Source organism: Roseovarius sp. M141 (assembly GCF_024355225.1).
In the GTDB taxonomy this organism is placed as follows: domain Bacteria; phylum Pseudomonadota; class Alphaproteobacteria; order Rhodobacterales; family Rhodobacteraceae; genus Roseovarius.
In genome coordinates this window covers 3,549,911-3,572,512 of record NZ_VCNH01000008.1, presented here as the reverse complement: position 1 = coordinate 3,572,512, position 22,602 = coordinate 3,549,911, and the positions used below count along the sequence as shown (strand labels likewise).

Genomic DNA, 22,602 nt, shown 5'->3' with positions numbered 1-22,602 from the left:
CCGATATTAGCGTATCGGCGTGGCGCCTTGGCGGTTATTCGACCGGGACGCGGACAAACGCAAAGGCGTCCACCGCCAAGGGCGACATGCCCTGAGCGCCTGCCGCGACATGGGCGGCCAGTCTGGCACGCATGCGCGGCTCCCAGAAATCATTGATATGGGCGGCGACATGTTCGGCCTGGCCGGTGCCGGGTTGGGTTTTGAAGTAGGTGGCGATCTGATTTGCCATCATGATCAATTTGTCAGGCTGCATCGCAGGCTCCTGTCTGAATACGTTCGGGGTGGGAATAGATATCAAAGCCGTCGCTGCGCGCAAAGGCCGCCAGCGTCAGCCCCGCCCCCTTGGCAAGGCGCAGGGCATGGGCGGTCGGCGCGGATACGGCGATCAGGACAGGACATCCGGCGATCACCGTCTTTTGCACCATCTCCACCGAGATCCGCGAGGTCAGCACAATCGCACCCGCGCGCGGATCAATGCCCTGATGGGCCATCGCGCCGATCAGCTTGTCCAACGCGTTGTGCCGGCCCACATCCTCGCGCGCGAGTTCTATCCTGCCACCGGGGCGCAGGAATCCGGCGGCATGGACCGCGCGTGTTTGGTCGTGCAGGGGCTGATAAGCGCGCAGGGCCTGTGCCCCGCGCGCCACGTCGCATTGGCTGATGGCGCTGGCGCCCGGCCCCAGCACGGGCAGGGATCGGATCGCCTGTTCCAGACTGTCGATCCCGCACAGACCGCAGCCCACCGGGCCCAGCATGTTGCGCCGACGGGTTTGCACCGCCTGCGCGCGTTCGCCGTTCAGCCAGAACCGCGCTTCGATGCCCTGCTCGTGCGCGGTGAGTTCGAATTCGGTGACATCGCGCGGGTGGGTGATGAACCCTTCGGTCAGGGCAAAACCCATCGCGAAATCCGCGATGTCATCCGGCGTTGCCATCATCACCGCCGCCGTGGTCCCGTCAAAGACCAGGGCGATGGGCGTTTCCTCAGGCAGGGAGCGCACGATGTCGCGCGCGCCGTCCCGCCGGACGGAAACCCCCGCTGTGCTATGGGCGACCCAGGGCGAGACCACGCCTATTCCGCCGCGGGCAGGATGCGGCGCGATTGCGCGGCCTGGGCATTATATTCCTCCTGCCAGTCGGTCGGGCCGTTGGAATGCGAGACCTGCACCGCCGTCACCTTGTATTCCGGGCAGTTGGTCGCCCAGTCGGAAAAATCGGTGGTGATGACGTTGGCCTGCGTGTCGGGGTGGTGGAACGTGGTGTAGACCACGCCCGGCGACATCCGCTCGGATACCTTGGCGCGCAGGGTCGTTTCCCCGGCGCGCGACGCCAGCTTGATCCACTGGCCGTCCTTGAGACCGCGCAGTTCGGCGTCGTGCGGGTGGATTTCGAGCAGGTCCTGATCATGCCACAGGCTGTTATCCGTGCGCCGTGTCTGCGCGCCGACGTTATACTGCGACAGGATCCGCCCGGTGGTCAGAAGCAGCGGGAAGCGGGGGCCGGATTTCTCCTCCGTCGCGACATATTCGGTGACGATGAACCGCCCCTTGCCGCGCATGAACCCGTCGACATGCATCAGCGGCGTGCCGTCGGGGTGATCCTCGTTACAAGGCCACTGGACGGAACCCTTTTCCTCCAGCACGTCATAGGACACCCCGGCAAAGCTGGGCGTGGTCAGCGCGATCTCGTCCATGATCTGGGTGGGGTGGGTGTAGTGCCAGCCCGCGCCCATCGCATTGGCCAGAAGTTGCGTCACCTCCCAATCGGCATAGCCGTTCAGCGGCTTCATCACCTCGCGCACGCGGTTGATGCGGCGCTCGGCATTGGTGAACGTGCCGTCCTTTTCCAGAAAGGTCGAGCCGGGCAGGAACACATGCGCGTAGTTCGCCGTCTCGTTCAGGAACAGGTCATGCACGATGACACATTCCATCGCGGCAAGGCCGGCCGCGACGTGTTTCGTATCCGGGTCCGATTGCAGGATGTCCTCGCCCTGACAATAGAGGCCCTTGAACGTGCCCTCGACGGCGGCATCCAGCATGTTGGGAATGCGCAGGCCCGGCTCGGAATCGATCTGGACGCCCCAGACCTCCTGATAGATGTCGCGCACGTCCTGATTTTTGACGTGGCGATAGCCCGGCAATTCGTGCGGGAAGGATCCCATGTCGCACGACCCCTGCACGTTGTTCTGGCCGCGTAGCGGGTTTACGCCAACGCCCTTGCGCCCGACATTGCCGGTCAGCATGGCAAGGTTGGCGATGCCGATCACGGTGGTGGACCCCTGGCTATGCTCGGTCACGCCGAGGCCATAGTAGATGGCGCCGTTGCCGCCGGTGGCGAACTGGCGCGCGGCGGCGCGCAGATCGGCGGCAGGGACGCCTGTCAGCATCTCGGTCGCTTCGGGGCTGTGGCGCGGATCGCTGATGAATTCGGCATACTCGCTGAATTCGTCCCAGTCGCACCGCTCGCGGATGAAATCCTGATCCATCAACCCTTCGGTCACGATAACATGCGACAGGGCGGACACGACAGCCACGTTGGTGCCGGGGCGCAGGGGCAGGTGATGGGATGCCTCGATATGGGCCGAGCGGACCAGATCGATCTTGCGCGGGTCGATCACGATGATCTTGGCGCCCGCGCGCAGACGTTTCTTCATCCGGCTGGCAAAGACGGGATGCGCGTCGGTCGGGTTGGCGCCGATCAGGATCATCACGTCGGTATCCTCGACCGAGTCGAAATCCTGCGTGCCGGCCGATGTGCCGAAGGTCTGACCCAGGCCATAGCCGGTGGGCGAATGGCACACCCGCGCGCAGGTATCGGTGTTGTTGTTGCCGAACACCGCGCGCGTCAGTTTCTGCACCAGATAGGTTTCCTCGTTGGTACAGCGGCTGGAGGTGATGACGCCGATCGATTTCTTGCCGTACTTGTCCTGAAGCCCGCGCATCCGCTGCGCAGCGAAGGTCAGCGCCTCGTCCCAGCTGACTTCCTGCCACGGCTCGTCAATGGAATCGCGGATCATCGGGTTCAGGATGCGGTCCTTGTGGTTGGCATAGCCATAGGCGAACCGGCCCTTGACGCAGGAATGGCCGCGATTGGCCTTGCCGTGCTTGTAGGGAACCATGCGCACCAGTTCATCGCCGTTCAGTTCGGCCTTGAAGGAGCAGCCGACACCGCAATAGGCGCAGGTGGTGATGACCGACCGCTCGGGCGTGCCCAGCTCGATGATGGATTTTTCCTGAAGCGTTGCGGTCGGGCAGGCCTGAACGCAGGCGCCGCAGCTGACACAATCGGAGGCCATGAAATCATCGCCCGCCATGCCTGCCGAAACCCGGCTTTCAAAGCCGCGCCCCTCGATGGTCAGCGCGAATGTGCCCTGAACCTCTTCGCAGGCGCGCACGCAGCGCGAACAGGCGATGCATTTGCTGGGATCATAGGTGAAATAGGGGTTCGACGTGTCCTTTGGGATGAATTCGGGGTTACCCAGATCGCCGGCGGCGCCGCGCGCACGCGTGTCGCCCTGCGCCAGCGTGCCTGTGCCGGACGGATCGTAATGGTTGCGCCCCGCCTCATAGCGCTGGTCGCGCAGGCCGACCGCGCCGGCCATGTCCTGCAATTCGCAATCGCCGTTGGCGCCGCAGGTCAGGCAGTCCAGCGGGTGGTCCGAGATGTACAGTTCCATCACGCCCTTGCGGATTTTCTTGACCTTAGGGCTTTGGGTGCGCACGGCCATGCCCTCGGCCACCGGGGTGGTGCAGGAGGCGGGCGTGCCGCGGCGGCCCTCGATCTCGACCACGCAAAGGCGGCAGGATCCGAACGCCTCGATATTGTCGGTTGCGCACAGCTTGGGGATCTGTGTGCCAGCCTCGGCGGCGGCGCGCATGACTGACGTGCCCTCGGGGACGGTCACGGAAAACCCGTCGATCGTCAGGGTGACGGGCGCGCCGGTCTTGGCGGGGGTGCCCATGTCGCGGTCGTCATGGATGGGGGTGGGTAGGATGAAATCTTTCATTCTGCAGCCTCCTGCTGACGCGCGAAGTCGTCTGGGAAATGGGTGAGGGCGGACATGACCGGATAGGGGGTAAATCCCCCCAGCGCACACAGCGATCCGTCGGTCATTGTCTCGCACAGGTCGGTCAGCAGCGGGATTGCGGAGGTATCGCCGCGCGCGATGCGGTCAATGGTCTCAACACCTCGCACCGATCCGATACGGCAGGGTGTGCATTTGCCACAGCTTTCGATCGCGCAGAACTCCATAGCAAATCGGGCCATTTGCAGCATGTCGGCGCTGTCGTCAAAGACCACGATCCCGGCATGGCCCAAGAGACCGCCCTTGGCGTCCAACTCTTCATAACCAAGCGGTGCGTCGAAGTTCGTGACGGGAATATAGGCGCCCAGCGGGCCGCCTACCTGTGCTGCCTTGACCGGACGGCCCGATGCCGTGCCGCCTGCCAGATCGTTGATCACTTCGTCCAGCGTGATGCCAAAGGCAGTCTCGAACAGCCCGCCGCGCGCGATGTTGCCGGCGATCTGCAAGGTCGCCGTGCCGCGCGAGCGGCCTGTGCCGAAATCGGCGTAATGCAGCGCGCCCCGCTCAAATATCACCGGGACTGTCGCCAAACTGATCACGTTGTTCACGACGGTTGGCTTGCTCAGGAACCCCTCCAGCGCGGGCAGGGGCGGCTTGGCGCGTACTTCACCGCGCTTGCCCTCCAGCGAGTTCAGCAGCGATGTTTCCTCGCCGCAGACATAGGCGCCGGCGCCGACGCGGATTTCCATGTCGAATGCCCGGCCCGAGCCGAGGATGTCCGGGCCAAGGATACCGTTTTGCTGCGCCAGCGTCACGGCGGCGGTCATCACGTCGATGGCATCGGGGTATTCCGAGCGCAGATAGACGTAGCCCCTGGTCGCGCCGACTGCGAGCCCGGCAATCACCATGCCCTCGATCAGGGTAAAGGGGTCGCCCTCCATGATCATGCGGTCGGCAAAGGTGCCGCTGTCGCCCTCGTCGGCATTGCAGACGATGTATTTCTGGCTGGCCTCGGCCTCCATCACCGTCTTCCACTTGATGCCGGTCGGGAAGCCCGCGCCGCCGCGCCCGCGCAGGCCGCTATCGGTTACCTCCGCGATGATGTCGGCGCTGGTCATGGCGATCGCGCGGCGCAGACCAGTCAGGCCGCCATGCGCCTCGTAATCGGCCAGATCCAGTGGATCAATCACGCCGCAGCGGGCAAAGGTCAGGCGGGTCTGGCGGGCAAGGAACGGGATGTCCTCGACCTTGCCAAGCCCGGCCATCTTGCCGTCCAGCAGGGCCGGAACGTCCTCGGGCGTGACCGGGCCGAACGCGCGGCGCCCCTCGCCGGTGTCTATTTCAACCAGCGGCTCCAGCCAGATCATGCCGCGCGTGCCGTTGCGGATGATGGTCGCGTCCAGCCCGCGCGCGTCTGCCTCGGTACGGATCGCCGCGGCGACGTCATCGGCGCCAAGCGCCTTGGCGGCGCTGTCCATTGGAACATAGATTTTCATGCGCCTGCCTCCTTCAGCAGCGCGGACATGCGCGCCTTGTTCAGGCGGCCGACCACCTTGCCGTCGACCATCGCCGCCGGGCCGCAGGCACACAGGCCAAGGCAATAGACGGGTTCAATCGTCACCGCGCCGTTGGCCGTGGTGCCGTGCCATTCAATGTCCAGTTCGGCCAAGGCGCCCTCGGCCAGCGCGTTTGCGCCCATCGCCTGACACGCCTCGGCGCGGCAGATCTTGACCACGTGCCGCCCGGCGGGGGCATCGCGGAAATCATGGTAAAACGACACCACGCCATGCACTTCAGCCTTGGTGATGTTCAGGGCCTTCGCGATCACGGGAATGGCGCAGGACGGGACATGTCCGAATGCGGCCTGAATGGCGTGCAGAATCGGCAGTAGTGGTCCCTCGAGGTGCAGATGATGATCGATCAATGCGCCGATCTCAAAATCTGTCGGGGCTGGCGTCGGGTATTGCATGGCTGGCCTTTTCTGCTGTTCGAAATGCAGAATATTCCAGCGAATCATTTTCTATCAATATCGAAAATTCGTCTACCGATAGGATTACCCAATCAACGTATATTAGACATTACCCGCGCTTCGTTCAGCAAGGCTTGCAACGTTGGCGTATGCGGCTCGCGGTAAGGTGCGACCAACCCGACGCTGGGGGCCGCTGTGGACCCAGATAAAGGGATCAGGCGCAGGGCCTTTCCCTGCGTTAAAAACGCCGCGATATCGGCCGCGAGAATGGTCAGCCAGTCGCCTTTTTCGACATTCGCCACCAGAACGATGGGCGAATCTGACTCGATCCATGCATCCGGCGTTGCGCCGGCATCCTGAAAGTGGCGGTTGATGATTCGTCTGTTTTGGTTTTCCGGTGTCAGCAAGGCCAACCGCTCGCGCTCCAGCTCTTTCCAGCCAACCGACATACGGCCTGCAAACTGTGAATTTTCATTGCAAATCAGCATATAACGTTCGCGGTAGAGAGGCTCTGTGCTGACCCTGCCGGTCGGTTCGTTGTCCAGATAGGTGATGCCGGCATCGACGTCCAAATTCTCGATCATCGACAGGATTTCGATCGAAGTGCGCGACAATAGCGTCAGCCGCACCCGCGGATTCCTTTCGCTGAAACGGGCCGATAATTGCGCGGCCCATGTCAGAGCGGTGGGGATGACGGCAACGCGTAGTTGTCCGGTCAAGCCGTTCTTTTTAAACCGCATTTCGTCCTTGAGCTGCCGCGCGTCCCCGACGATGCGGCGCGCCCATTCCAGCGCGCTATGCCCTTCGGGTGTCAGCCCGCCATATTTGGACCCGCGAAACACCAGCTTGACCCCCAACTGCCCTTCGAGATTCTTGATACCGGTGGACAGGGTCGGCTGCGTAATGCCCAAATCCTCAGCGGCCTTGCCGAAATGTTTCGCCTTGGCGAGGGCAATGAACATTTCCAGTTTATCGAGCATGATGCTGGCCTTTTATCGATTGAAATAATCAATCGACCATAACGGTTTCCCAATCTTATTCCAATACAGCGTTGACCTGCCTGCCGCTGATCCCACCGCCCGGAAGTTGTGCAGACGAAAAGGCCCCGCCGTTTCCGGCAGGGCCTGATCCGTCACAATCGTGGGCGCGCTTCAGTGCGTCAAAACCCGCGCGAGGAAGCTTTGAGTGCGCTCGTTCTGGGGAGTGTCGAACACCGCTTGGGGCGTGCCCTGCTCGACGATCTCGCCCTTGTGGATATAGATCACGCGGTCGGCGACCTCGCGGGCGAAATTCATCTCATGCGTGACGATCACCATCGTCATGCCTTCGCGGGCCAGTTCGCGCATGGCGTCCAGCACCTCGCCGATCATCTCGGGGTCCAGCGCCGACGTGGGTTCATCGAACAGCATCAGGCGCGGTTCCATCGCCAGGGCGCGGGCCAGAGCGACACGCTGCTGCTGCCCGCCTGACAGCTGGCTGGGGTGCTTTTCGGCCTGATCTGAAATGCCCACACGTTCCAGCAGGCGGCGGGCGGTCTGCTGCGCGTCATCCCGGCTGGCGCCGCGCACCTTCATCGGGGCCAGCGTGACGTTGTCCAGCACGGTCATATGCGGGAACAGGTTGAACTGCTGGAACACCATCCCGACCTCGGTGCGGATCTGTTGCAGAGCCTTGGACGCCTTGCCGTTGGGCAGCAGCACCTTGCCGTCCACATCGAGACTGCCGGACTGGAATTCCTCCAGCCCGTTGATGCAACGGATCAGGGTCGATTTGCCCGACCCGCTGGCGCCGATGATCACCACCACCTCGCCGGGGGTGACGTCCAGATCGACATCTTTCAGTACGTGCAGGGTGCCGAAATGTTTGTTCAGCTTCTCCATCTTGACGATGGGCTTGGTGTCGCTCTTTTGCATGTTTTTCCCGCTCATTGTCCGACCAGCCCCTTGCGTTCCAGCATGCGCAACAACACCGACAGCGTCAGCGTGATCGTCAGATACATCAGCGCGACCATCAGATAGACCTCAAGCGCGTTGAAGGTTGTCGCGATGTAGATCTGCCCCTGACGCACCAGTTCGCCCACGCCGATGACGGCGAACAGCGATGTATCCTTGATGCTGATGATGGCCTGGTTGCCCAGTGCCGGGATCATCCGGCGAAAGCCCTGCGGCCAGATGATGTAGCGAAACGTCTGAAGGCGCGACAGGCCCAGCGATACACCGGCCTCGCGCTGCCCGCGCTCGATGGATTGCACGCCGCCGCGCACCACCTCGGAGATATAGGCGCCCGAGTTTACCGCGATGGCGGCGATACCGGCGGTCAGCGCGTCGATCGGACCGCCGATCAGCTGGGGCAGGCCGTAGAAGATGAACAGCACCTGCACCAGAACGGGGGTGCCGCGAAAAATCTCGATATAGGCGATGGCGGGCCAGCGCAGCCACGCGGTGGGGCTGATGCGCATGAGGCCGAACAAGATCCCGATCAGAAACCCGATGGCGAGCCCCCCGAACGAGATCAACAGCGTGTAGGGCACGCCCTTCAGCAGATACGGGACAGAGGCGAAGGCCGCGTGCCAGTCGAATTGAAATGTTGAATTCACAAATCAGGCTCCGGTAGGGAAATATCCGTTGACGTGAAAACCTCCCCGAAGATGCATCCCCGGGGAGGCAGGCCGCGATGGCGCGGCCATGTCTTCTATGCGTGCCTAATGGCGCGAGAGAGGATCACTCTTCGGCTTTGCCGAACCATTCGGCGTGGATTTCGTCATAGGTACCGTCTTCGCGCATGGCGGCCAGTGCTTCGTTCACCGCCTCGACGCGGTCACTGCCCTTGGGGAAGGCGATGCCATACTGCTGGCCCTCATAGAGCGGACCGACCACCTTGACCCGGCCCATGCCGCGCATGTTGGCAAAGAAGCCGACGTTCGGTGCATCGTAGAACACCGCATCGACGCTGCCGCCGATCAGGGCCATATACATGTCAGCCGAGCCGGGGTAGGGCGTGACCGTGGCGTCTTCGCCGAACTTCTCGGTCAGGAAATCATAGCTGGTCGAGCCGATCTTGGTGCCGATCTTCATGCCGGCCAGATCATCGACTTCCTTGACGTCTGTATTGTCTACACTGATCAGGATCTGCAGGCCGCTGTCATAATAGGGGTCGGAGAAATCGACAATCTCCTTGCGCTCTTCGGTGATTGTCATGCCGGCAATGGCGATATCCACGCTACCTGTTTGCAGAGCGGGGATGATGCCATTGAAGTCCATCGTGTTGATGTCGGGTGTGAAACCGGCGCGTTTGCCAATCTCGCGGATGATATCCATGTCGAAACCGACCATTTCGCCGGTTTCCCGGTCCATCATTTCAAACGGAACAAAGCTGGGGTCGGTGGCGACGCGCACACCGTCGGCATGGGCCATTGCGCCGATGGCCATCGCAAGGCTTGTGGCACTGGCCATGGCCACTTTTTTGAAGGTGAATTTCATGTCTCTCTCCCTTTCCAAGGTATTGGCGAGGTCTTAGGTACAGACGGCCCGGACCATGACGAAGCGGTCACAGGGCGTCAAGCTGAAAGCCCCAGCTGCATATCGCGTGATTTTTCGCCGCATATGCGCCGGATTACAACCGGCAAGAGTTGGATGGGTTCCGCAGGCGGGCCTGCTTTGGCGGGGATGTAAACCTGCCCGGTTGTGTGAGGTTCGACACTGGTATGACCACGTTGCCATTGACCGGGCGCGATAACCGGGCGCGATATATGCGTGGCCCCTGCCAAGGCGCGGCGCTAGTATGGGCGCCGAACACAACGGCACGGGACGGGCGGAATTCAGCATGACGGATAACACAGTGGTCGTTGTCGGTGGCGGCGCCTGGGGCACGGCGCTGGCCTGCGTGGCGGCGCGGGCAGGGCAGCACGCGGTGCTGCTGTGCCGCGATTCCAGCGTTGCCGAGGCGCTGAACACGGACCGGTGCAATCCGCGCTACTTGCCGGGCATAAGCCTGCCCGACAGGATCGAGGCCGCGACCGATCCGGGTGTGCTGGGCCGCGCAGGCACCGTCATTCTGGCCATTCCGGCGCAAAGTCTGCGCGCCGCGCTGCCCGCGCTTGCACCGCTGATCGCGCCGGGCGCGACGCTGATCAACACAGCCAAGGGGATCGAGCTGGGCACTGGGCTGCCCCTCAGCCGCGTCATTGCCGATATCTGCCCGGATCATCCGCAGGCCGTTCTGTCCGGCCCCAGCTTTGCCACCGATGTGGCGCAGGGCAAGCCGACTGCCGTGACCCTGGCGGCTGGGGACGAGGCGGCTGCCTTGGATCTGTGCCGCGCACTGAGTTCGGACAGTTTTCGCGCCTATGCCAGCGCTGACATGACCGGGGTCGAAACGGGCGGCGCGCTGAAAAACGTCTATGCCATCGCGGCGGGCGTCGTTATCGGGCTTGGATTTGGCGAAAGCGCCAAGGCCGCGCTGATCACCCGCGCCTTTGTCGAGCTGCGCCGCCTTGGCGCCGCGATGGGCGGGCAGGCCGAGACATATCTGGGCCTGTCGGGCTTTGGCGATCTGATGCTCAGCTGTTCGTCGCCGCAATCGCGCAATTTCGGCTATGGCATGGCGCTGGGCCGGGGCGAGGATCTGACCGGGCGCCCGCTGGCCGAGGGCGCGGCGACGGTGCAGATCGCCGGGCACATCGCCCAAGAGCATGGCGTGAGCGCGCCAATCCTGCAAGCCACCCGCCGCCTGATCGCGGGCGAGATCGCCCCCAAGGACGCGGTGGAGGCCCTGCTGTCGCGCCCGGTGAAGGAAGAATTTTGACGCTTTAGCGCAGGCGGCGGAACACAGTTTTCAACATGATTTCCCAGTCATAGCAGAACGATCTGTTCCGTTGATAGATCAGGTCGATCTTTGCCTTGCGCGGCACGCAGCGGCCCGCATAGACGCGGTCGGTCTCGGCGGCATCCCGGCAAGAGGCCAGCAGGAATTCCTCGTGCTCGTGAAAATAGAGCGTGGCAAGCCCGGTGATGCCGGGCCGCGATTGCAGCACCCGCGCATAGATCTGCGGGAACCGCTGGACATAGACACGCAGGGGCGGGCGGGGGCCGACGAGGCTGATATCGCCCTTCAGCACGTTCAGGATCTGGGGCAATTCGTCCAGCCGCCTGGCCCGCAGCATCCCGCCGGTGCGGGTCAGGCGGCTGCGCTTGTCGCCGCCCGACACGCCGCTGTCGCCGATGACGGGGCGCATCGTGCGGAACTTGATCAGGCCAAACGCCTGCGTCGGCGTCTTCATCCGCTCGGCCACATAGAATATCGGCCGTCCGTCGCGCAGCAGGATCATCGCTGCGACGACGATCATCACGGGCAGCAGCACCGTGCCCAGCACGATAGCCGAAATGATGTCGAAAAACCGTTTGAAAGGCGTCATTTTGCGTCCCTGACCCGGTGGTATTCATCCAGCATGGAGCCGGCGTTCGCGGCGCCGTCAGGGAATGTGTGCAAACCCGCCAGCGCATTGCAATCCAGGGTGATGTTCTGCACGGCATCCGGGGGCGCGGGGCGCATGACATAGGGCGTGCCGCTGACTTCCAGAAGGGTCTGCATGGCGATGGGTGCGGGCGCCCCGACATTCAGCACATCGGGCAGGGCCGGGCCTTTGTGCAGCAATGTCTCCAGCACCTGCGCCAGCGTGGCGGGGCCGATATAGCTGCGCAGCGGGCCGTTGCCGTCGCTGAACCGGTCCAGCGCAAGGGGGTGCGCATCGCTGGCGCGTGCCGCGTTCACCATCAGCGCGTCGGCGCCCAGCACATTGCCGATACGCAGGGCGCAGGCGGGCGGGTTGCCTGCCTTCAGCACGGCGCGCTCGGCCTCCAGCTTGGCCGTGGCATAGGGGCTGGCGGGGTCGGGGGCGTCTGCTTCGGTGTAGGGTCGGGCGCTGGCGGTGCCGTAGACCGCCGAACTGGAGGCGAGCAGAACATGCGCCACATCCATTTGCGCCGCAGCCTCGATCGCGGCGCGTGCGATTACCGCGTTCTGGTCCAGATCCGCATCCTCGGCAGGGGTGACACCGGCCAGTATCAGCAGCCGGTCGACGGGGCCATGCGTGGCCAGCGCCTCCGCGCCATCCGCTGCCTCCCACTGGATTGTGCCGCTGGCGTCCCGTGACTGCCAGGACAACGCAATGCCGCGCGGCGGCGCGCTGTCCCAATGGCGGCGCAGCATACGGCCCACGCGGCCAGTGCCGCCGATGACCAGTACCCTCAGATCGTCCCTTGCCACGCGCCTTGCCCTCCGGGTTTTCACCTGCGGCACTCTAGCGAAAATTGCGGGGCGCGCCAGTGGGCCTCGCTAGCGCGGCGGCGCGTCCGGGATCAGCAGTGCGGCGGCCAGCACCTTGCGCGTGCCGTCAAAGACGGTCGGCTTTTCGCCGCGCCAGCGGGCGAAGTGGCGGTGGCGTGTGCCGTCGCCGTCCATCTGCGCCAGCGTCTCGCGCGTTTCCTCGGTGATACGGCCAAGGCGCAGGCGCAGATTATCCTGATATTGCCCGCGATGCTTGGCCTCCAGCCGCAGATGGAACAGCGAGGATCTGATGCGCGGGCGAATGTCCATATCCGCGACGGCGACGGGGGCAACCTGCCAGCCCTGCCGCGCCAAGGCGATCAGCGCGCCTGCATCCTTGCCCTGCGCCATCCGCACCATGGCGCGTGCTGCCGGTGCGGTTGCGCGGCGCAGGTCGGCGGCATCGAACCGCCCCCGCGCCAGCGCGTCGGCGCAGAAGAACAGGCGCCCGGCGCGCGGCATCTGCCCGGCGCAAAACGCCTCGTTCCCGGCCTCCATCAGGCGTTCCCACATCAGGTCGGCGCGGGTCCAGCCGGAGTTCTGCGCCAATTGCCAGTCGGGATCGCTGCGCTTAAATGCCCAGATACGCGGCACGTACGGTTTCGTTATCGTGTAGCTCATGGGCGGGGCCCTCCATCGCGCAATTGCCGGTTTCCAATACATAGGCGTAATCCGCCAGTTCCAGCGCCAGTTCGGCATTCTGTTCGACCAGCACAACCGACAGGCCCTGCGCATTGATTTCTTCGATGATCACGGCGATTTCCTCGACGATGACGGGGGCAAGGCCCATCGACGGTTCGTCCATCAGCAGCAACCGGGGTTTTGACATCAGCGCGCGACCGATCGCCAGCATCTGCTGTTCGCCGCCCGACATGGTCTGTGCGCGCTGGGTGCGCCGCTCGCGCAGACGCTCGAACCGTTTAAAGACATCTTCCAGATCGTTCTCGACCCCGTCCTTGTCACGCCGCAGGAACGCGCCGGTGCGCAGGTTTTCCTCGACCGTCATCTGGGGGAAAATGCGCCGCCCCTCGGGGACATGGGCGATGCCGTGGGCGACCACCTTGGAGGCGGGCAGTCCGTCGATACGCTTGCCCTCGAACGTGATCTCGCCCTTGGTGATCGGCACCATGCCGGACATCGCGCGCAGGGTCGTCGTCTTGCCCGCGCCATTGCCGCCGATGATGGTGACGATCTTGCCCTCGGGCACCGCAATCGAAATATCTCGGATCGCGTTGATCTTGCCGTAGTTCACGGAAATGCCGGTCATCTCAAGCAACATGGCGGGCACCCCCCAGATAGGCTTCGATCACGGCGGGGTGGTTGCGGATTTCCTTGGGGTTGCCCTCGGCCAGGAATTTGCCGAAACTCATGCAGGTGATCTTGTCGCACAGGCCCATGATGGCCTGCATGTCATGTTCGACCAGCAGGATGGTCGTGCCGGCCTCGCGCAAGCGGCGCATGAGGTCCATCATCTGGCGGGTCTCCTCGGGGTTCATGCCGGTGAACGGTTCGTCCAACAGCATCAGGTCTGGGTGGCTGGCATAGGCGATCGCCATACCCAGCGCACGCTGATGGCCGTGGCTCAGATCACCGGCGCGTTCGGTGACAAGGTGATCCAGACCGAAGAATTCCAGCGCCTCGCGGGCGCGCGCCTCGGCGCCATGGCGATCCTCGCGGTCCCAACCGACGATCGCGGCAAAGATGTTCGGGCGAAACGGCATATGCGTGCCGATCAGCGCGTTTTCCAACACCGTCAGTTCAGCAAAAAGGGTCGAGTGCTGAAAGGTGCGCACGACGCCGCGCCGTGCGACCTCGTGCATCTTGAGGCCCGATATATCCTCGGTGCGCAGCAGCACCCTGCCGCTGGTCGGTGTGTAGAAGCCCGAGATCATGTTGAATGTCGTGGTCTTGCCCGCGCCATTGGGGCCGATCAACCCATGGATCGTGCCATGATCGACCGAGAAATTCAGCGCATCCACCGCGACCAGACCGCCAAAGCGCATGGTCAGATCTTCGACTTGCAAAAACTGGCTCATGGCTTGGCTCTCCGTTTGGTGAATTTCTGGACGATGCTTTCCAGACCGTTGGGCAAAAACAGGATCGAGCATATCAGGATCGCGCCGTAGATCAGCGGGCGCAGCTGCTCAAAGCCCATCTCGCGCAGCACGACCTCGTTGAGGATGGTCAGCACGACGCAGCCCAGTATCGGACCATAGAAGGTGCCGGTGCCGCCGACGATGGCCCATGTCAGCACGAATACCATGTAATCCAGATCAAAGCTGCCCGGATTGATCGTACCAATGTAATGCGCCAGCAGCGCGCCGGCGATACCCGCAAATCCGCTGGCAATGGCAAAGGCCAGCGTCCGGTAGGCGCGCAGGTTGACGCCCGACGCCTCGGCCAGCTTGTCCTGCCAGTGGACGGCGTGGAAGGTCAGGCCGACGGGGCTGCGTTCGATCCGCCACAGGATCCACAGGCAGATGATGACGATGAAACCGGCAAAGTAGAAATAGCTGACCGGCTCGAAAAAGTCGAAATCGTAGATCCCGATGCTGAAATCCGGCATCGGGTCGATCCCCTTGATCCCCTTGGCGCCGCCGAAGGGCTCGCGGAAATGCTTCCACAGAAGGCGGATGATCTCGCCCGCGGCAAAGCTGCCGATGAGGAAGTAGAAGCCCTTCATGCGAAACAGAGGAAAGCTGAGCAGTACGGCGATCAGGGCCGACGCGACCCCGCCCAGCAGCATCGAGATGGGCACGTAAACCCCCAGCTCTTTGGTCAGGAGGGCGCTGGCATAGGCCCCCACGCCCATGATGACCACATGCGCCAGCGACCATTCTCCGGTCAGCGTCAGCAGGCGGTAGGACGATACCAGAAGGATGTTGATGGTCAGGAAAACAAGGATTTCCTGCTGCGAAAAGCTGAGCCCGTGGGGCAGGGCGATCAGCGCGATGGCCGCGACAGGCCAGATCAGAAATTTAAGCACGATCCGCACTCCCGAACAGGCCAGTCGGTTTGACGATCAGGACCAGCAGCATCAGCGACAGCCCGGTGATATCGGCGATGACGCCGCCGTAGAACGTGGTGACGAACGTATGCACGAAAGCATAGACGACCGATGCGATGATCGCCCCCTCCAGCGATCCGACACCGCCAACGATGATGACGATGAACGCCGTCACGATCACCGAATGGCCCATATGCGGATTGACCGATACCAAAGGCGCGGTCAGTGCGCCCGCGATGCCCGCCAGCCCCGCACCGATGAACATGGCGATCCGTGCGGTCTGGGCGATGGAAATGCCCTGCAATTCGGCCGCTTGCGGATCCTGCGCCGAGGCGCGCAGCGCCCATCCAAACCGTGTGCGTTTCAGGAAATACCACAGCGCCGACAGCAACAGCACGGCAGCGACGATCACATAGACGCGCGCCAGTGGTATGCTGATGCTGTCCGTAAACCAGATCACATGTTGCGTGACCGGCGGGATGAACTCCATCCGCACGCCGAACCCCATGCTTGCCAGTGCCTGAAGGATCATCAGGAACCCGATGGAGGCCACCAGCCCGCCCAGCGGATTATCCCGCAGCGGTCTGAACAACGCCCGCTCCATCAGAAGGCCCAGACAGCCGACGAACAGCAGCCCGACGACGACGGCAATGAAGAACGGCAGATGCATGTCCGCGTAGACGGCGACGACGACATAGGCGCCGGCCATGAACAGCTCGCCATGGGCGAAGTTGATCACGCCCATCACGCCGAAGATCAGCACAAGGCCAACCGCAACGAGCGAGATATAGCTTGCCGCATAGATGGCATTCAGGCCTGTCTGGGCCAAAAGATCCAGCATAGGAGTACACTTTCGAAGAGGGGGAGGATGCGGCGCAGGGACAATCGCCCCGCGCCGCGAATATGCGATCAGCCGCGCTGATCGTACATCTGGTTATAGGTCTGCATGTGCTTGATCAGCAGGTCGCCGTGCTGATCATACCAGTCGGGGATCGACTTGAACCCCTTGATGACGGCCTTGCCATTCTCGATCACGACGACGGGCCAGTCACCGACCAGCGCGTTGTCGATCCCGAACAGCTCGGTCCCCCACCACTTGGCGTCGCCAAAGGCATGCTTGCCTGTGCCGCCTTCTTTCATCGCGGCCATGACGGCATCGGGATCGGCACTGCCGGCCTTTTCGGCGGCGGCCTTCCACAGGTCCATGATCGATGCATATTCCCAGCTGACCGCGCCCCATTCGCCGGGATGACGTTCGGCGTAGGCCTCGTAAAACCCGTTCGCATCCTCGAAATTGATGTTGTCGCCCGCCAGCGCCGGATCGTCGAAATCGGGGAACTGAAAGATGAAGCCTTCCATGAATTCCTTGGACGTCTTGGCGATCATCTGATCATAGAAATCCGCCGTCGCGCTGATCAGCTTGCCTGCGTAACCCTGCTGGAACAGTTGCTCGCAGATCGGATGGACATAGTCCGAATAGCAAGTATCAAGGCAGATGATATCGGGATTACTGGACAGCATGCGCGTGACGATGGGCGCGAAATCGGTCGTTGCCGGGTCGAACAGCAGCGGCTCTCCCAGAACCTCGATACCGCGCGCCTCGAAGGCGGCCAGATAGGTCGCGACCGAGGGCAGGCCCAACGCGTCGTCCTGCGCGCAGATCACGGCGGTTTTCGCGTCGGGATAGGTGTCGGCCAGATAATCGACGCCGGTCACCAGATAGATCGGGTGCACCTCGGCAGGAGCCAGCAGCGTGGTGCTGTCCGGGCTCAGGTCAGACGGCAGCAGCGTGGAAAACAACATCCCGGTCTTGTCCGCGACGGGCTGAACGCCGGGCCATGTGTCGCCGCCCAGCATCATGATAAAGCTGACGCCATCCTCGCGGATCATCTTGGTCGCGCCGGTGCGTGCCTTGGCGGGGTCATATTCGTTATCGTAGCTGACAAATTCCACGGGATGCTTGCCGTCGGACAGCTCGATCCCGCCGGCGGCATTGACCCGCTCGGCCCAGATCTGGCAGCCGTCGAGACCGGGCTTGCCCCAGGCAGCAACGGCGCCGGTCAGTGGCGCCAGAAAGCCGATCTTGATCGGCTCGCCTGCGGCCAGCGACATGCTGGGCAGGCTGGCGCCGACGGCGGTGATGGCGGTGCTTTTTAGAAAGGTACGGCGCGATAGTCCGGCGGCCATAAGCTTGGAAATCATCGAAATTCTCCCGTGTTGAGGCCGCAGATTTGGCGCGGCGCATATCTTGGAGATCGGGATGCGCTCAGGCGCCGGGCGTGTCATCGCACCGGGCAGGTCCAAGGGTCAGTTCGCGCCGATCTCAGGCAAAGCGTAACAGGGGGTTGGTTCATCGGGCAAGAAACTTTGTTTCATTTCGGTCCATAAAATTGAACCAATTGTGCGTCTCGGTTGCGGGTGGTGAAATTAGTACTCCATTTAAGCCAGCAAATTTAGGAGCTTAACCTGCTGCGGCGCTGCCGCAGGTGGTCGCGCCCGGTGGACCAATTTTTATACCGAAATCGCCGGTCAGATCCGCCTCGATGCCATGATCGGGCGGTGTAGACTCCCGGCCCGGCACAGAATCTGCCAATTGCGTCGCTAGATTACGTCTCGGAAAACGTCCAGCCGCCACTCGCCAGCCGCTGCTCCCATAGCTGCCCCAGATCCGACATCTCGCGCTTCAGCAGGTCGCCATGGCGGTCCAGCCACGCGGGGATCGAGCCGAACTCGGTGATGCGCGCCTTGCCGCCCTGCACCGTCACTACGGGCCAGTCGCCGACCAGCGCGTTCGAGATGCCGAACATCTCGTCGCCCCACCATTGCGCCGGACCAAAGGCGTGCGTGACCTGTCCCAGCTGCTTCATCGCGGCCAGCACCGATGTCGGCGCAAGGCTGCCCGCCTTTTCGACAGCGGCCTGCCAGATTTCCAGCGTGGCGACATATTCCCAGCTGACCGCGCTCCAGCTGCCCGGAAAGCGGCGCTCGTATTCCTCAAAGAACTTGTCTGGCTGGTTAAAGAAGAACGCCTTTTCGCACAGCATCGGATCGTCGAAATCGGGGAACTGAAACACCGTCCCTTCGATGAATTCGGGCGAGGTGCGCGCGACCAGTGCCGGGTAATTGTCCAGCGTGCAGGACAGGATCTGCCCGCCGAACCCCTTGGCATGTGCGTACTCGGTCAGGGCATGCACCATCGGCGTATAGCTTGTGGACCAGCACAGGATGTCCGGCGCGTCCTCCAGCATCGCGTCGACGATGGCGGCGGCGTCCGTCTGATCGGGAGGATATTGAATTTCCTTGATCAGATCGATCTCCGCCGCCTTGAACGCGGCGCGGTAGGTGGCCAGCGACGGCAGACCCAGCGCATTGGTCTGGCTGCAAATCGCCGCCGTCTTCAATTCGGGCCGCGCCCGTGACAGCCAGTCGACGCCGGTCACCGTGTAGATCGGATGCAGCTCGCTGGGCGCGATCAGCAACGGCGTATCGGGCGTCAGATCTGACGGCAGCAGCGTCGAGGTCAAAACCTTGGAGCGCATCAGGAAGTCGCGCACCGGCGTGAACGTGTCGCCCCCCAGCATCATCAGCAGCGCCACGTTATGGCGCTGCACCATCAGCCGCGCACCCTTCATCGAATGGTCGGGATCATAGCCGCAGTCGAACGCATGGATGCGCACGGGGTGCCGCTGCCCGTCGATCAGCAGGCCGCCTGCCGCATTCAGCCAATCCTCCCAGATGCGCGCGCCGTTCAGGCCGGGCAGTCCCCAGCTCTCGACGGGGCCGCTGAGCGGCCCCAGAAAGCCGATATTGACCACGTCCCGCACGCCTGCGCTCAGGCGGGGCAGGGCGCTGCGCACGGCAAGGCGATGGGCAAAACTAGATCCTGTCATGACGCGAACCCTACCAGTGCCCGCGCCCGGCTGTCGCGCAAGATCTTTCAATGTTCCCTAAATACTCAAAAAAGCGCCCGCACAAATATGCGGGCACTTTCATGTTCTCAGGTCTGGTTGGTCTCAGTGAACGAACACCTTGATCTCGCCGGACTTCAACCGCGCGGAGTAGGAGTTCAGCTCGCGGCGGACCAGCTTCATCATGAAGTAGAGCGCGAAGATGTTGACAACCGCCATCGCAAAGATCGCCGCATCCGAAAAGTCGATGACCGGCCCCAGATTGGCCGCCGCGCCGATCACGATGAAGATGCAGAAGATCACCTTGAACGTCAGTTCGGCCCCCTTGCCTTCGCCAAAGAGGTAGGTCCACGCCTTCAGACCGTAATAGCTCCACGAGATCATGGTGGAGAAGGCGAAGAGAACCACCGCGATGGCCAGAACATACGGGAACCAGCTGATGGCTGATCCAAATGCCGCTGACGTCAGCGCAACGCCCGACGTGTCTCCGACGGTGGCGATTGCCGTGCCGGCCTCGTTCAGGATGTAGTTGCCGGTGCCTTCATCGATCAGCAACTGACCCGAGATGGTGATGACCAGCGCGGTCATCGTGCAGATGACGACGGTGTCGATCAGTGGCTCGAGAAGCGACACGAAGCCTTCGGTAATCGGCTCTTTCGTGCGCACGGCCGCATGGGCGATCGCAGCCGAGCCGACGCCGGCCTCGTTGGAGAACGCCGCCCGCTTGAAACCCTGGATCAGCGCGCCGACAAAGCCGCCCGCAATCCCAAGCCCGGTAAAGGCCCCGGCAAATATCTGGCCGAAGGCCCACCCGATCAGGTGGTAGTTCATCGCGATGATGACGACCGACGCACCGACATAGAGGATGCCCATGAAAGGCACCACTTTTTCGGTGACCTGCGCGATGGATTTGATGCCGCCGACGATGACGGCGAATACGACACCCGCGAACACCACGCCGGTGATCCAGCCCGGAAAATCTCCGACGATGCCGGCAATCTGCGCATGTGCCTGATTGGCCTGAAACATGTTGCCGCCGCCCAGCGAGCCGAGGATGCAGAAGATCGAGAACACGATCGCCAAAAACCCGCCACCGGGCAGGCCCAGCTCACTAAAGCCCTTCTTCATGTAATACATCGGGCCGCCCGATACGGTGCCGTCGGGATATTCGTTGCGGTACTTCACGGCCAGCGTACATTCGGTGAATTTCGACGCCATGCCCAGAAGCCCCGCGAGGATCATCCAGAATGTCGCTCCCGGTCCCCCGATACCTACGGCCACCGCGACGCCAGCGATATTGCCCAGACCCACTGTGCCCGACAGCGCCGTTGTCAGCGCCTGAAAGTGACTGACCTCGCCCGCGTCATTGGGGTCGGAATAGTCGCCTTTGACCAGCTTGATCGCATGCCCGAAGAACCGGAACTGCACAAAGCCAAAATAGAGGGTGAAAACCGTGGCGCCGACCACCAGCCACAGCACGATCCATGGAAAGGCTGTGCCGGGGAACGGCGCAAAGATCAGGTTTACGAAGGGGCCGGTGGCGGTGGCGAAGGCCGCGTTGACCTTCTGGTCCAGGGTTACCGCCTCCTGCGCCATGGCGCTCATCGGGGCGGCAACGGCCGCTGCGGCAAGTAGTGCCTTTTGAAATACATTCATGTCTGAGATCCCTTCTCAGCTGACGACCGTGACGGGCACTGGCGAGCTCATCACGAGGTTGGAGGTGGAGCTACCAAAGAGCCGCTTGGCAAAGCCGCCCTCGGATGTGCGCGCGACGATGATCTGCTCGGCCTGCTCTTCTGTTGAGATAGCGATCAGCGCGTCAGACACATCGCCGTGGCGCACGACGCCGCGGACTTTCATGCCGCTGCCGCTCAGGCTTTCGACCGCAGGGTTGACCACCCGGCTCAGCGCGGTTTGGGTCTCTTCTTCGCGGCGCTTGTGGCGCGCTTCGTTCTCCTCGGCTGTCTGGAACGAAAAGGGGGACCATTCGATGATGTAGGCCACTACCAGTTCGCAATCTCCGATCAGTTCGGCCAAACGTTTCGCGTATTCCAGCGCCCGTTTGCCCGAGGTGTGGCCATCAAGGCCCACCACCAGTTTCGTCGTCATAATTCTGTCTCCTCCCGGTTTTATCTCTGCGCGCCTATGGTTCCGGACCTGCCGTGGCGCGTCTATCGGCGCATCTTGGAGGGTCGGAAGCGGCAGAATGATCGAAGCGTAGCAGATAAATTTACTTCGTGGTCTTGTTTTATTGTCCAAGGATCACGATGAGGCGCGCATAGACAGGCGGGCGAAAACCGCATACGTCCTGAAACTGTCGCCGTAGCGGAGGGCCTATGTCGGACAATAAACCGTTTGAGATCTCAGGCCACGCCATCGCGCCGGGTGCGCGCGAGACCGTCGAAATTCCTGTCAGCACCCTGTCCGATCACACCCCCGTCACCCTGTCTGTGCATGTGATTCACGGGCGCAGGCCCGGCCCGGTCATGTTTGTCTCCGCCGCGATCCATGGCGATGAGGTGATCGGGGTCGAGATCGTCCGTCGCCTGCTGCGCACGTCACCGATGAAGTCGTTGGCCGGCACGCTGCTGGCGGTGCCCATCGTAAATACCTACGGATTCCTCAATAATGCACGCTACCTGCCGGACCGGCGCGATCTGAACCGCTGCTTTCCGGGCGGGGCGACGGGGTCCATGGCGTCGCGGCTGGCCGATATCTTCATGCGCGAGGTGGTGCTGCGCGCCGATGTCGGGATCGACCTGCATTCGGCGGCGATCCATCGCAGCAACCTGCCGCAGATCCGCCTCACGCCGGGCAATGACAGGATTGCCACGCTGGGCCGCGCCTTTGGCGCGCCGGTGATGCTGAATTCCAAGCTGCGCGAGGGATCACTGCGCATGGCCGCCGAAGAGGCCGGCGTCGACGTGCTGCTGTTCGAGGCCGGCGAGGGGCTGCGCTTTGACGAGTTGGCCGCGCGTTCGGGCATGGCCGGTATCCTGCGCGTCATGCAAAGCCTTGGCATGGTGGGGCAAAAGGGCGTGCCAAAGGCGCGGGCCGCGACGGTGATGTGCGCGGGCTCGCGCTGGTTCCGCGCGCCGGTCGGGGGGCTGTTTCGCAGCTACCGCGCCACCGGCGACGCGGTCGAGGCAGGCACGGTGCTGGGTGCCATTTCCGACCCCTTCGGAGAAGTGGAGGAGGAAGTGATCTGCGATGAGGCCGGCATCGTCATCGGGCGCAGCAACATGCCCGTGGTCTATGAGGGCGAGGCGCTGTTCCACGTCGCCAGCACCCTGCGCGGTGAGGCGGCAGCCGATGGTGTCACCGCCCAGATGGATGCGGCGCCGCTGTTTGACGAGGACGAGATCCTGTAGCG

At 62.9% G+C, this 22,602-nt stretch carries 22 protein-coding genes; 2 read left to right on the top strand and 20 right to left on the bottom strand.

What is annotated here, in order from left to right; translation table 11 throughout:
- Window positions 1-34: 34 nt before the first annotated feature.
- The 9 genes from FGD77_RS21425 to FGD77_RS21385 all read right to left on the bottom strand — a co-directional run bounded on the left by FGD77_RS21425 (window position 35) and on the right by FGD77_RS21385 (window position 9,469).
- Window positions 35-253, bottom strand: coding sequence for a formate dehydrogenase subunit delta (locus tag FGD77_RS21425; protein ID WP_255013848.1), 219 nt, complete (start codon window positions 251-253; stop codon window positions 35-37).
- On the bottom strand, window positions 243-1,067 hold the full coding sequence (gene fdhD, locus FGD77_RS21420; protein WP_255013846.1) for a formate dehydrogenase accessory sulfurtransferase FdhD: 825 nt from the start codon (window positions 1,065-1,067) through the stop codon (window positions 243-245). Before fdhD ends, FGD77_RS21425 begins: the two co-directional genes overlap by 11 nt.
- Before the next feature lie 2 nt (window positions 1,068-1,069).
- Entirely contained in the window at window positions 1,070-4,003 is a 2,934-nt protein-coding gene (fdhF, locus tag FGD77_RS21415) for a formate dehydrogenase subunit alpha (protein WP_255013844.1), read from the bottom strand.
- Window positions 4,000-5,517, bottom strand: a complete 1,518-nt coding sequence (locus tag FGD77_RS21410) for an NADH-quinone oxidoreductase subunit NuoF (protein ID WP_255013841.1) — start codon at window positions 5,515-5,517, stop codon at window positions 4,000-4,002. Before FGD77_RS21410 ends, fdhF begins: the two co-directional genes overlap by 4 nt.
- Window positions 5,514-5,990 (bottom strand): formate dehydrogenase subunit gamma, encoded by a 477-nt coding sequence (locus FGD77_RS21405; RefSeq protein WP_255014397.1) that lies wholly within the window; start codon window positions 5,988-5,990, stop codon window positions 5,514-5,516. Before FGD77_RS21405 ends, FGD77_RS21410 begins: the two co-directional genes overlap by 4 nt.
- Before the next feature lie 92 nt (window positions 5,991-6,082).
- Window positions 6,083-6,970, bottom strand: a complete 888-nt coding sequence (locus tag FGD77_RS21400) for a LysR family transcriptional regulator (RefSeq protein WP_255013839.1) — start codon at window positions 6,968-6,970, stop codon at window positions 6,083-6,085.
- A gap of 171 nt (window positions 6,971-7,141) precedes the next feature.
- Complete coding sequence (locus FGD77_RS21395; protein ID WP_303626389.1) at window positions 7,142-7,903, bottom strand: amino acid ABC transporter ATP-binding protein; 762 nt, start codon at window positions 7,901-7,903, stop codon at window positions 7,142-7,144.
- A gap of 11 nt (window positions 7,904-7,914) precedes the next feature.
- The gene (locus FGD77_RS21390; protein WP_255013837.1) at window positions 7,915-8,586 is read right to left on the bottom strand and encodes an amino acid ABC transporter permease; all 672 of its coding nucleotides are present in this window, start codon (window positions 8,584-8,586) and stop codon (window positions 7,915-7,917) included.
- 124 nt (window positions 8,587-8,710) lie between these two features.
- Window positions 8,711-9,469, bottom strand: a complete 759-nt coding sequence (locus tag FGD77_RS21385; protein ID WP_255013835.1) for a transporter substrate-binding domain-containing protein — start codon at window positions 9,467-9,469, stop codon at window positions 8,711-8,713.
- 343 nt (window positions 9,470-9,812) lie between these two features.
- Between FGD77_RS21385 and FGD77_RS21380 the strand changes: the two genes are divergently transcribed.
- Window positions 9,813-10,793, top strand: coding sequence for an NAD(P)H-dependent glycerol-3-phosphate dehydrogenase (locus FGD77_RS21380; RefSeq protein WP_255013833.1), 981 nt, complete (start codon window positions 9,813-9,815; stop codon window positions 10,791-10,793).
- Window positions 10,794-10,797: 4 nt separating this feature from the next.
- Here FGD77_RS21380 and FGD77_RS21375 read toward each other — a convergent pair whose 3' ends face one another.
- The 11 genes from FGD77_RS21375 to FGD77_RS21325 form a co-directional block, all read right to left on the bottom strand.
- Window positions 10,798-11,403 carry a sugar transferase gene (locus tag FGD77_RS21375; protein ID WP_255013830.1) on the bottom strand — a complete coding sequence of 202 codons (606 nt, stop codon included), beginning with the start codon at window positions 11,401-11,403 and terminating at the stop codon, window positions 10,798-10,800.
- Window positions 11,400-12,254 (bottom strand): NAD(P)-dependent oxidoreductase, encoded by an 855-nt coding sequence (locus FGD77_RS21370; RefSeq protein ID WP_255013826.1) that lies wholly within the window; start codon window positions 12,252-12,254, stop codon window positions 11,400-11,402. Before FGD77_RS21370 ends, FGD77_RS21375 begins: the two co-directional genes overlap by 4 nt.
- 69 nt (window positions 12,255-12,323) lie before the next feature.
- A complete protein-coding gene (locus FGD77_RS21365) occupies window positions 12,324-12,935 on the bottom strand; it encodes a tetratricopeptide repeat-containing protein (RefSeq protein WP_255013823.1) in 612 nt (203 codons plus the stop codon).
- Entirely contained in the window at window positions 12,886-13,593 is a 708-nt protein-coding gene (locus tag FGD77_RS21360) for an ABC transporter ATP-binding protein (RefSeq protein ID WP_255013820.1), read from the bottom strand. Before FGD77_RS21360 ends, FGD77_RS21365 begins: the two co-directional genes overlap by 50 nt.
- On the bottom strand, window positions 13,583-14,350 hold the full coding sequence (locus FGD77_RS21355) for an ABC transporter ATP-binding protein (protein ID WP_255013818.1): 768 nt from the start codon (window positions 14,348-14,350) through the stop codon (window positions 13,583-13,585). Before FGD77_RS21355 ends, FGD77_RS21360 begins: the two co-directional genes overlap by 11 nt.
- Window positions 14,347-15,300, bottom strand: coding sequence for a branched-chain amino acid ABC transporter permease (locus FGD77_RS21350; RefSeq protein ID WP_255013816.1), 954 nt, complete (start codon window positions 15,298-15,300; stop codon window positions 14,347-14,349). The genes FGD77_RS21355 and FGD77_RS21350 overlap by 4 nt, the downstream gene beginning before the upstream one ends.
- Window positions 15,293-16,162: a branched-chain amino acid ABC transporter permease gene (locus tag FGD77_RS21345; protein WP_255013814.1), complete on the bottom strand. Its 870-nt coding sequence runs from the start codon at window positions 16,160-16,162 to the stop codon at window positions 15,293-15,295. The genes FGD77_RS21350 and FGD77_RS21345 overlap by 8 nt, the downstream gene beginning before the upstream one ends.
- Window positions 16,163-16,230: 68 nt before the next feature.
- Window positions 16,231-17,523, bottom strand: coding sequence for an ABC transporter substrate-binding protein (locus tag FGD77_RS21340; protein WP_255013811.1), 1,293 nt, complete (start codon window positions 17,521-17,523; stop codon window positions 16,231-16,233).
- 404 nt (window positions 17,524-17,927) lie between these two features.
- Window positions 17,928-19,211 carry an ABC transporter substrate-binding protein gene (locus tag FGD77_RS21335; protein WP_255013808.1) on the bottom strand — a complete coding sequence of 428 codons (1,284 nt, stop codon included), beginning with the start codon at window positions 19,209-19,211 and terminating at the stop codon, window positions 17,928-17,930.
- A 123-nt stretch (window positions 19,212-19,334) separates the two neighbouring features.
- The gene (locus tag FGD77_RS21330) at window positions 19,335-20,885 is read right to left on the bottom strand and encodes a sodium:alanine symporter family protein (RefSeq protein WP_255013806.1); all 1,551 of its coding nucleotides are present in this window, start codon (window positions 20,883-20,885) and stop codon (window positions 19,335-19,337) included.
- A 15-nt stretch (window positions 20,886-20,900) separates the two neighbouring features.
- Window positions 20,901-21,338 (bottom strand): universal stress protein, encoded by a 438-nt coding sequence (locus FGD77_RS21325; protein ID WP_255013803.1) that lies wholly within the window; start codon window positions 21,336-21,338, stop codon window positions 20,901-20,903.
- 227 nt (window positions 21,339-21,565) lie between these two features.
- On the opposite strand from FGD77_RS21325, the gene FGD77_RS21320 reads away from it, so the two are divergent.
- The gene (locus tag FGD77_RS21320; protein WP_255013800.1) at window positions 21,566-22,600 is read left to right on the top strand and encodes a succinylglutamate desuccinylase/aspartoacylase family protein; all 1,035 of its coding nucleotides are present in this window, start codon (window positions 21,566-21,568) and stop codon (window positions 22,598-22,600) included.
- The last annotated feature ends 2 nt before the right edge of the window (window positions 22,601-22,602 follow it).

What these genes read in the sequence shown, in the direction of transcription:
- FGD77_RS21425 (WP_255013848.1), bottom strand. Translation starts at nt 253, where the DNA reads ATGCAGCCTGACAAATTGATCATGATGGCAAATCAGATCGCCACCTAC.
- fdhF (WP_255013844.1), bottom strand. Translation starts at nt 4,003, where the DNA reads ATGAAAGATTTCATCCTACCCACCCCCATCCATGACGACCGCGACATG.
- FGD77_RS21410 (WP_255013841.1), bottom strand. Translation starts at nt 5,517, where the DNA reads ATGAAAATCTATGTTCCAATGGACAGCGCCGCCAAGGCGCTTGGCGCC.
- FGD77_RS21405 (WP_255014397.1), bottom strand. Translation starts at nt 5,990, where the DNA reads ATGCAATACCCGACGCCAGCCCCGACAGATTTTGAGATCGGCGCATTG.
- FGD77_RS21400 (WP_255013839.1), bottom strand. Translation starts at nt 6,970, where the DNA reads ATGCTCGATAAACTGGAAATGTTCATTGCCCTCGCCAAGGCGAAACAT.
- FGD77_RS21395 (WP_303626389.1), bottom strand. Translation starts at nt 7,903, where the DNA reads ATGCAAAAGAGCGACACCAAGCCCATCGTCAAGATGGAGAAGCTGAAC.
- FGD77_RS21385 (WP_255013835.1), bottom strand. Translation starts at nt 9,469, where the DNA reads ATGAAATTCACCTTCAAAAAAGTGGCCATGGCCAGTGCCACAAGCCTT.
- FGD77_RS21380 (WP_255013833.1), top strand. Translation starts at nt 9,813, where the DNA reads ATGACGGATAACACAGTGGTCGTTGTCGGTGGCGGCGCCTGGGGCACG.
- FGD77_RS21375 (WP_255013830.1), bottom strand. Translation starts at nt 11,403, where the DNA reads ATGACGCCTTTCAAACGGTTTTTCGACATCATTTCGGCTATCGTGCTG.
- FGD77_RS21365 (WP_255013823.1), bottom strand. Translation starts at nt 12,935, where the DNA reads ATGAGCTACACGATAACGAAACCGTACGTGCCGCGTATCTGGGCATTT.
- FGD77_RS21360 (WP_255013820.1), bottom strand. Translation starts at nt 13,593, where the DNA reads ATGTTGCTTGAGATGACCGGCATTTCCGTGAACTACGGCAAGATCAAC.
- FGD77_RS21355 (WP_255013818.1), bottom strand. Translation starts at nt 14,350, where the DNA reads ATGAGCCAGTTTTTGCAAGTCGAAGATCTGACCATGCGCTTTGGCGGT.
- FGD77_RS21345 (WP_255013814.1), bottom strand. Translation starts at nt 16,162, where the DNA reads ATGCTGGATCTTTTGGCCCAGACAGGCCTGAATGCCATCTATGCGGCA.
- FGD77_RS21340 (WP_255013811.1), bottom strand. Translation starts at nt 17,523, where the DNA reads ATGATTTCCAAGCTTATGGCCGCCGGACTATCGCGCCGTACCTTTCTA.
- FGD77_RS21335 (WP_255013808.1), bottom strand. Translation starts at nt 19,211, where the DNA reads ATGACAGGATCTAGTTTTGCCCATCGCCTTGCCGTGCGCAGCGCCCTG.
- FGD77_RS21330 (WP_255013806.1), bottom strand. Translation starts at nt 20,885, where the DNA reads ATGAATGTATTTCAAAAGGCACTACTTGCCGCAGCGGCCGTTGCCGCC.
- FGD77_RS21325 (WP_255013803.1), bottom strand. Translation starts at nt 21,338, where the DNA reads ATGACGACGAAACTGGTGGTGGGCCTTGATGGCCACACCTCGGGCAAA.
- FGD77_RS21320 (WP_255013800.1), top strand. Translation starts at nt 21,566, where the DNA reads ATGTCGGACAATAAACCGTTTGAGATCTCAGGCCACGCCATCGCGCCG.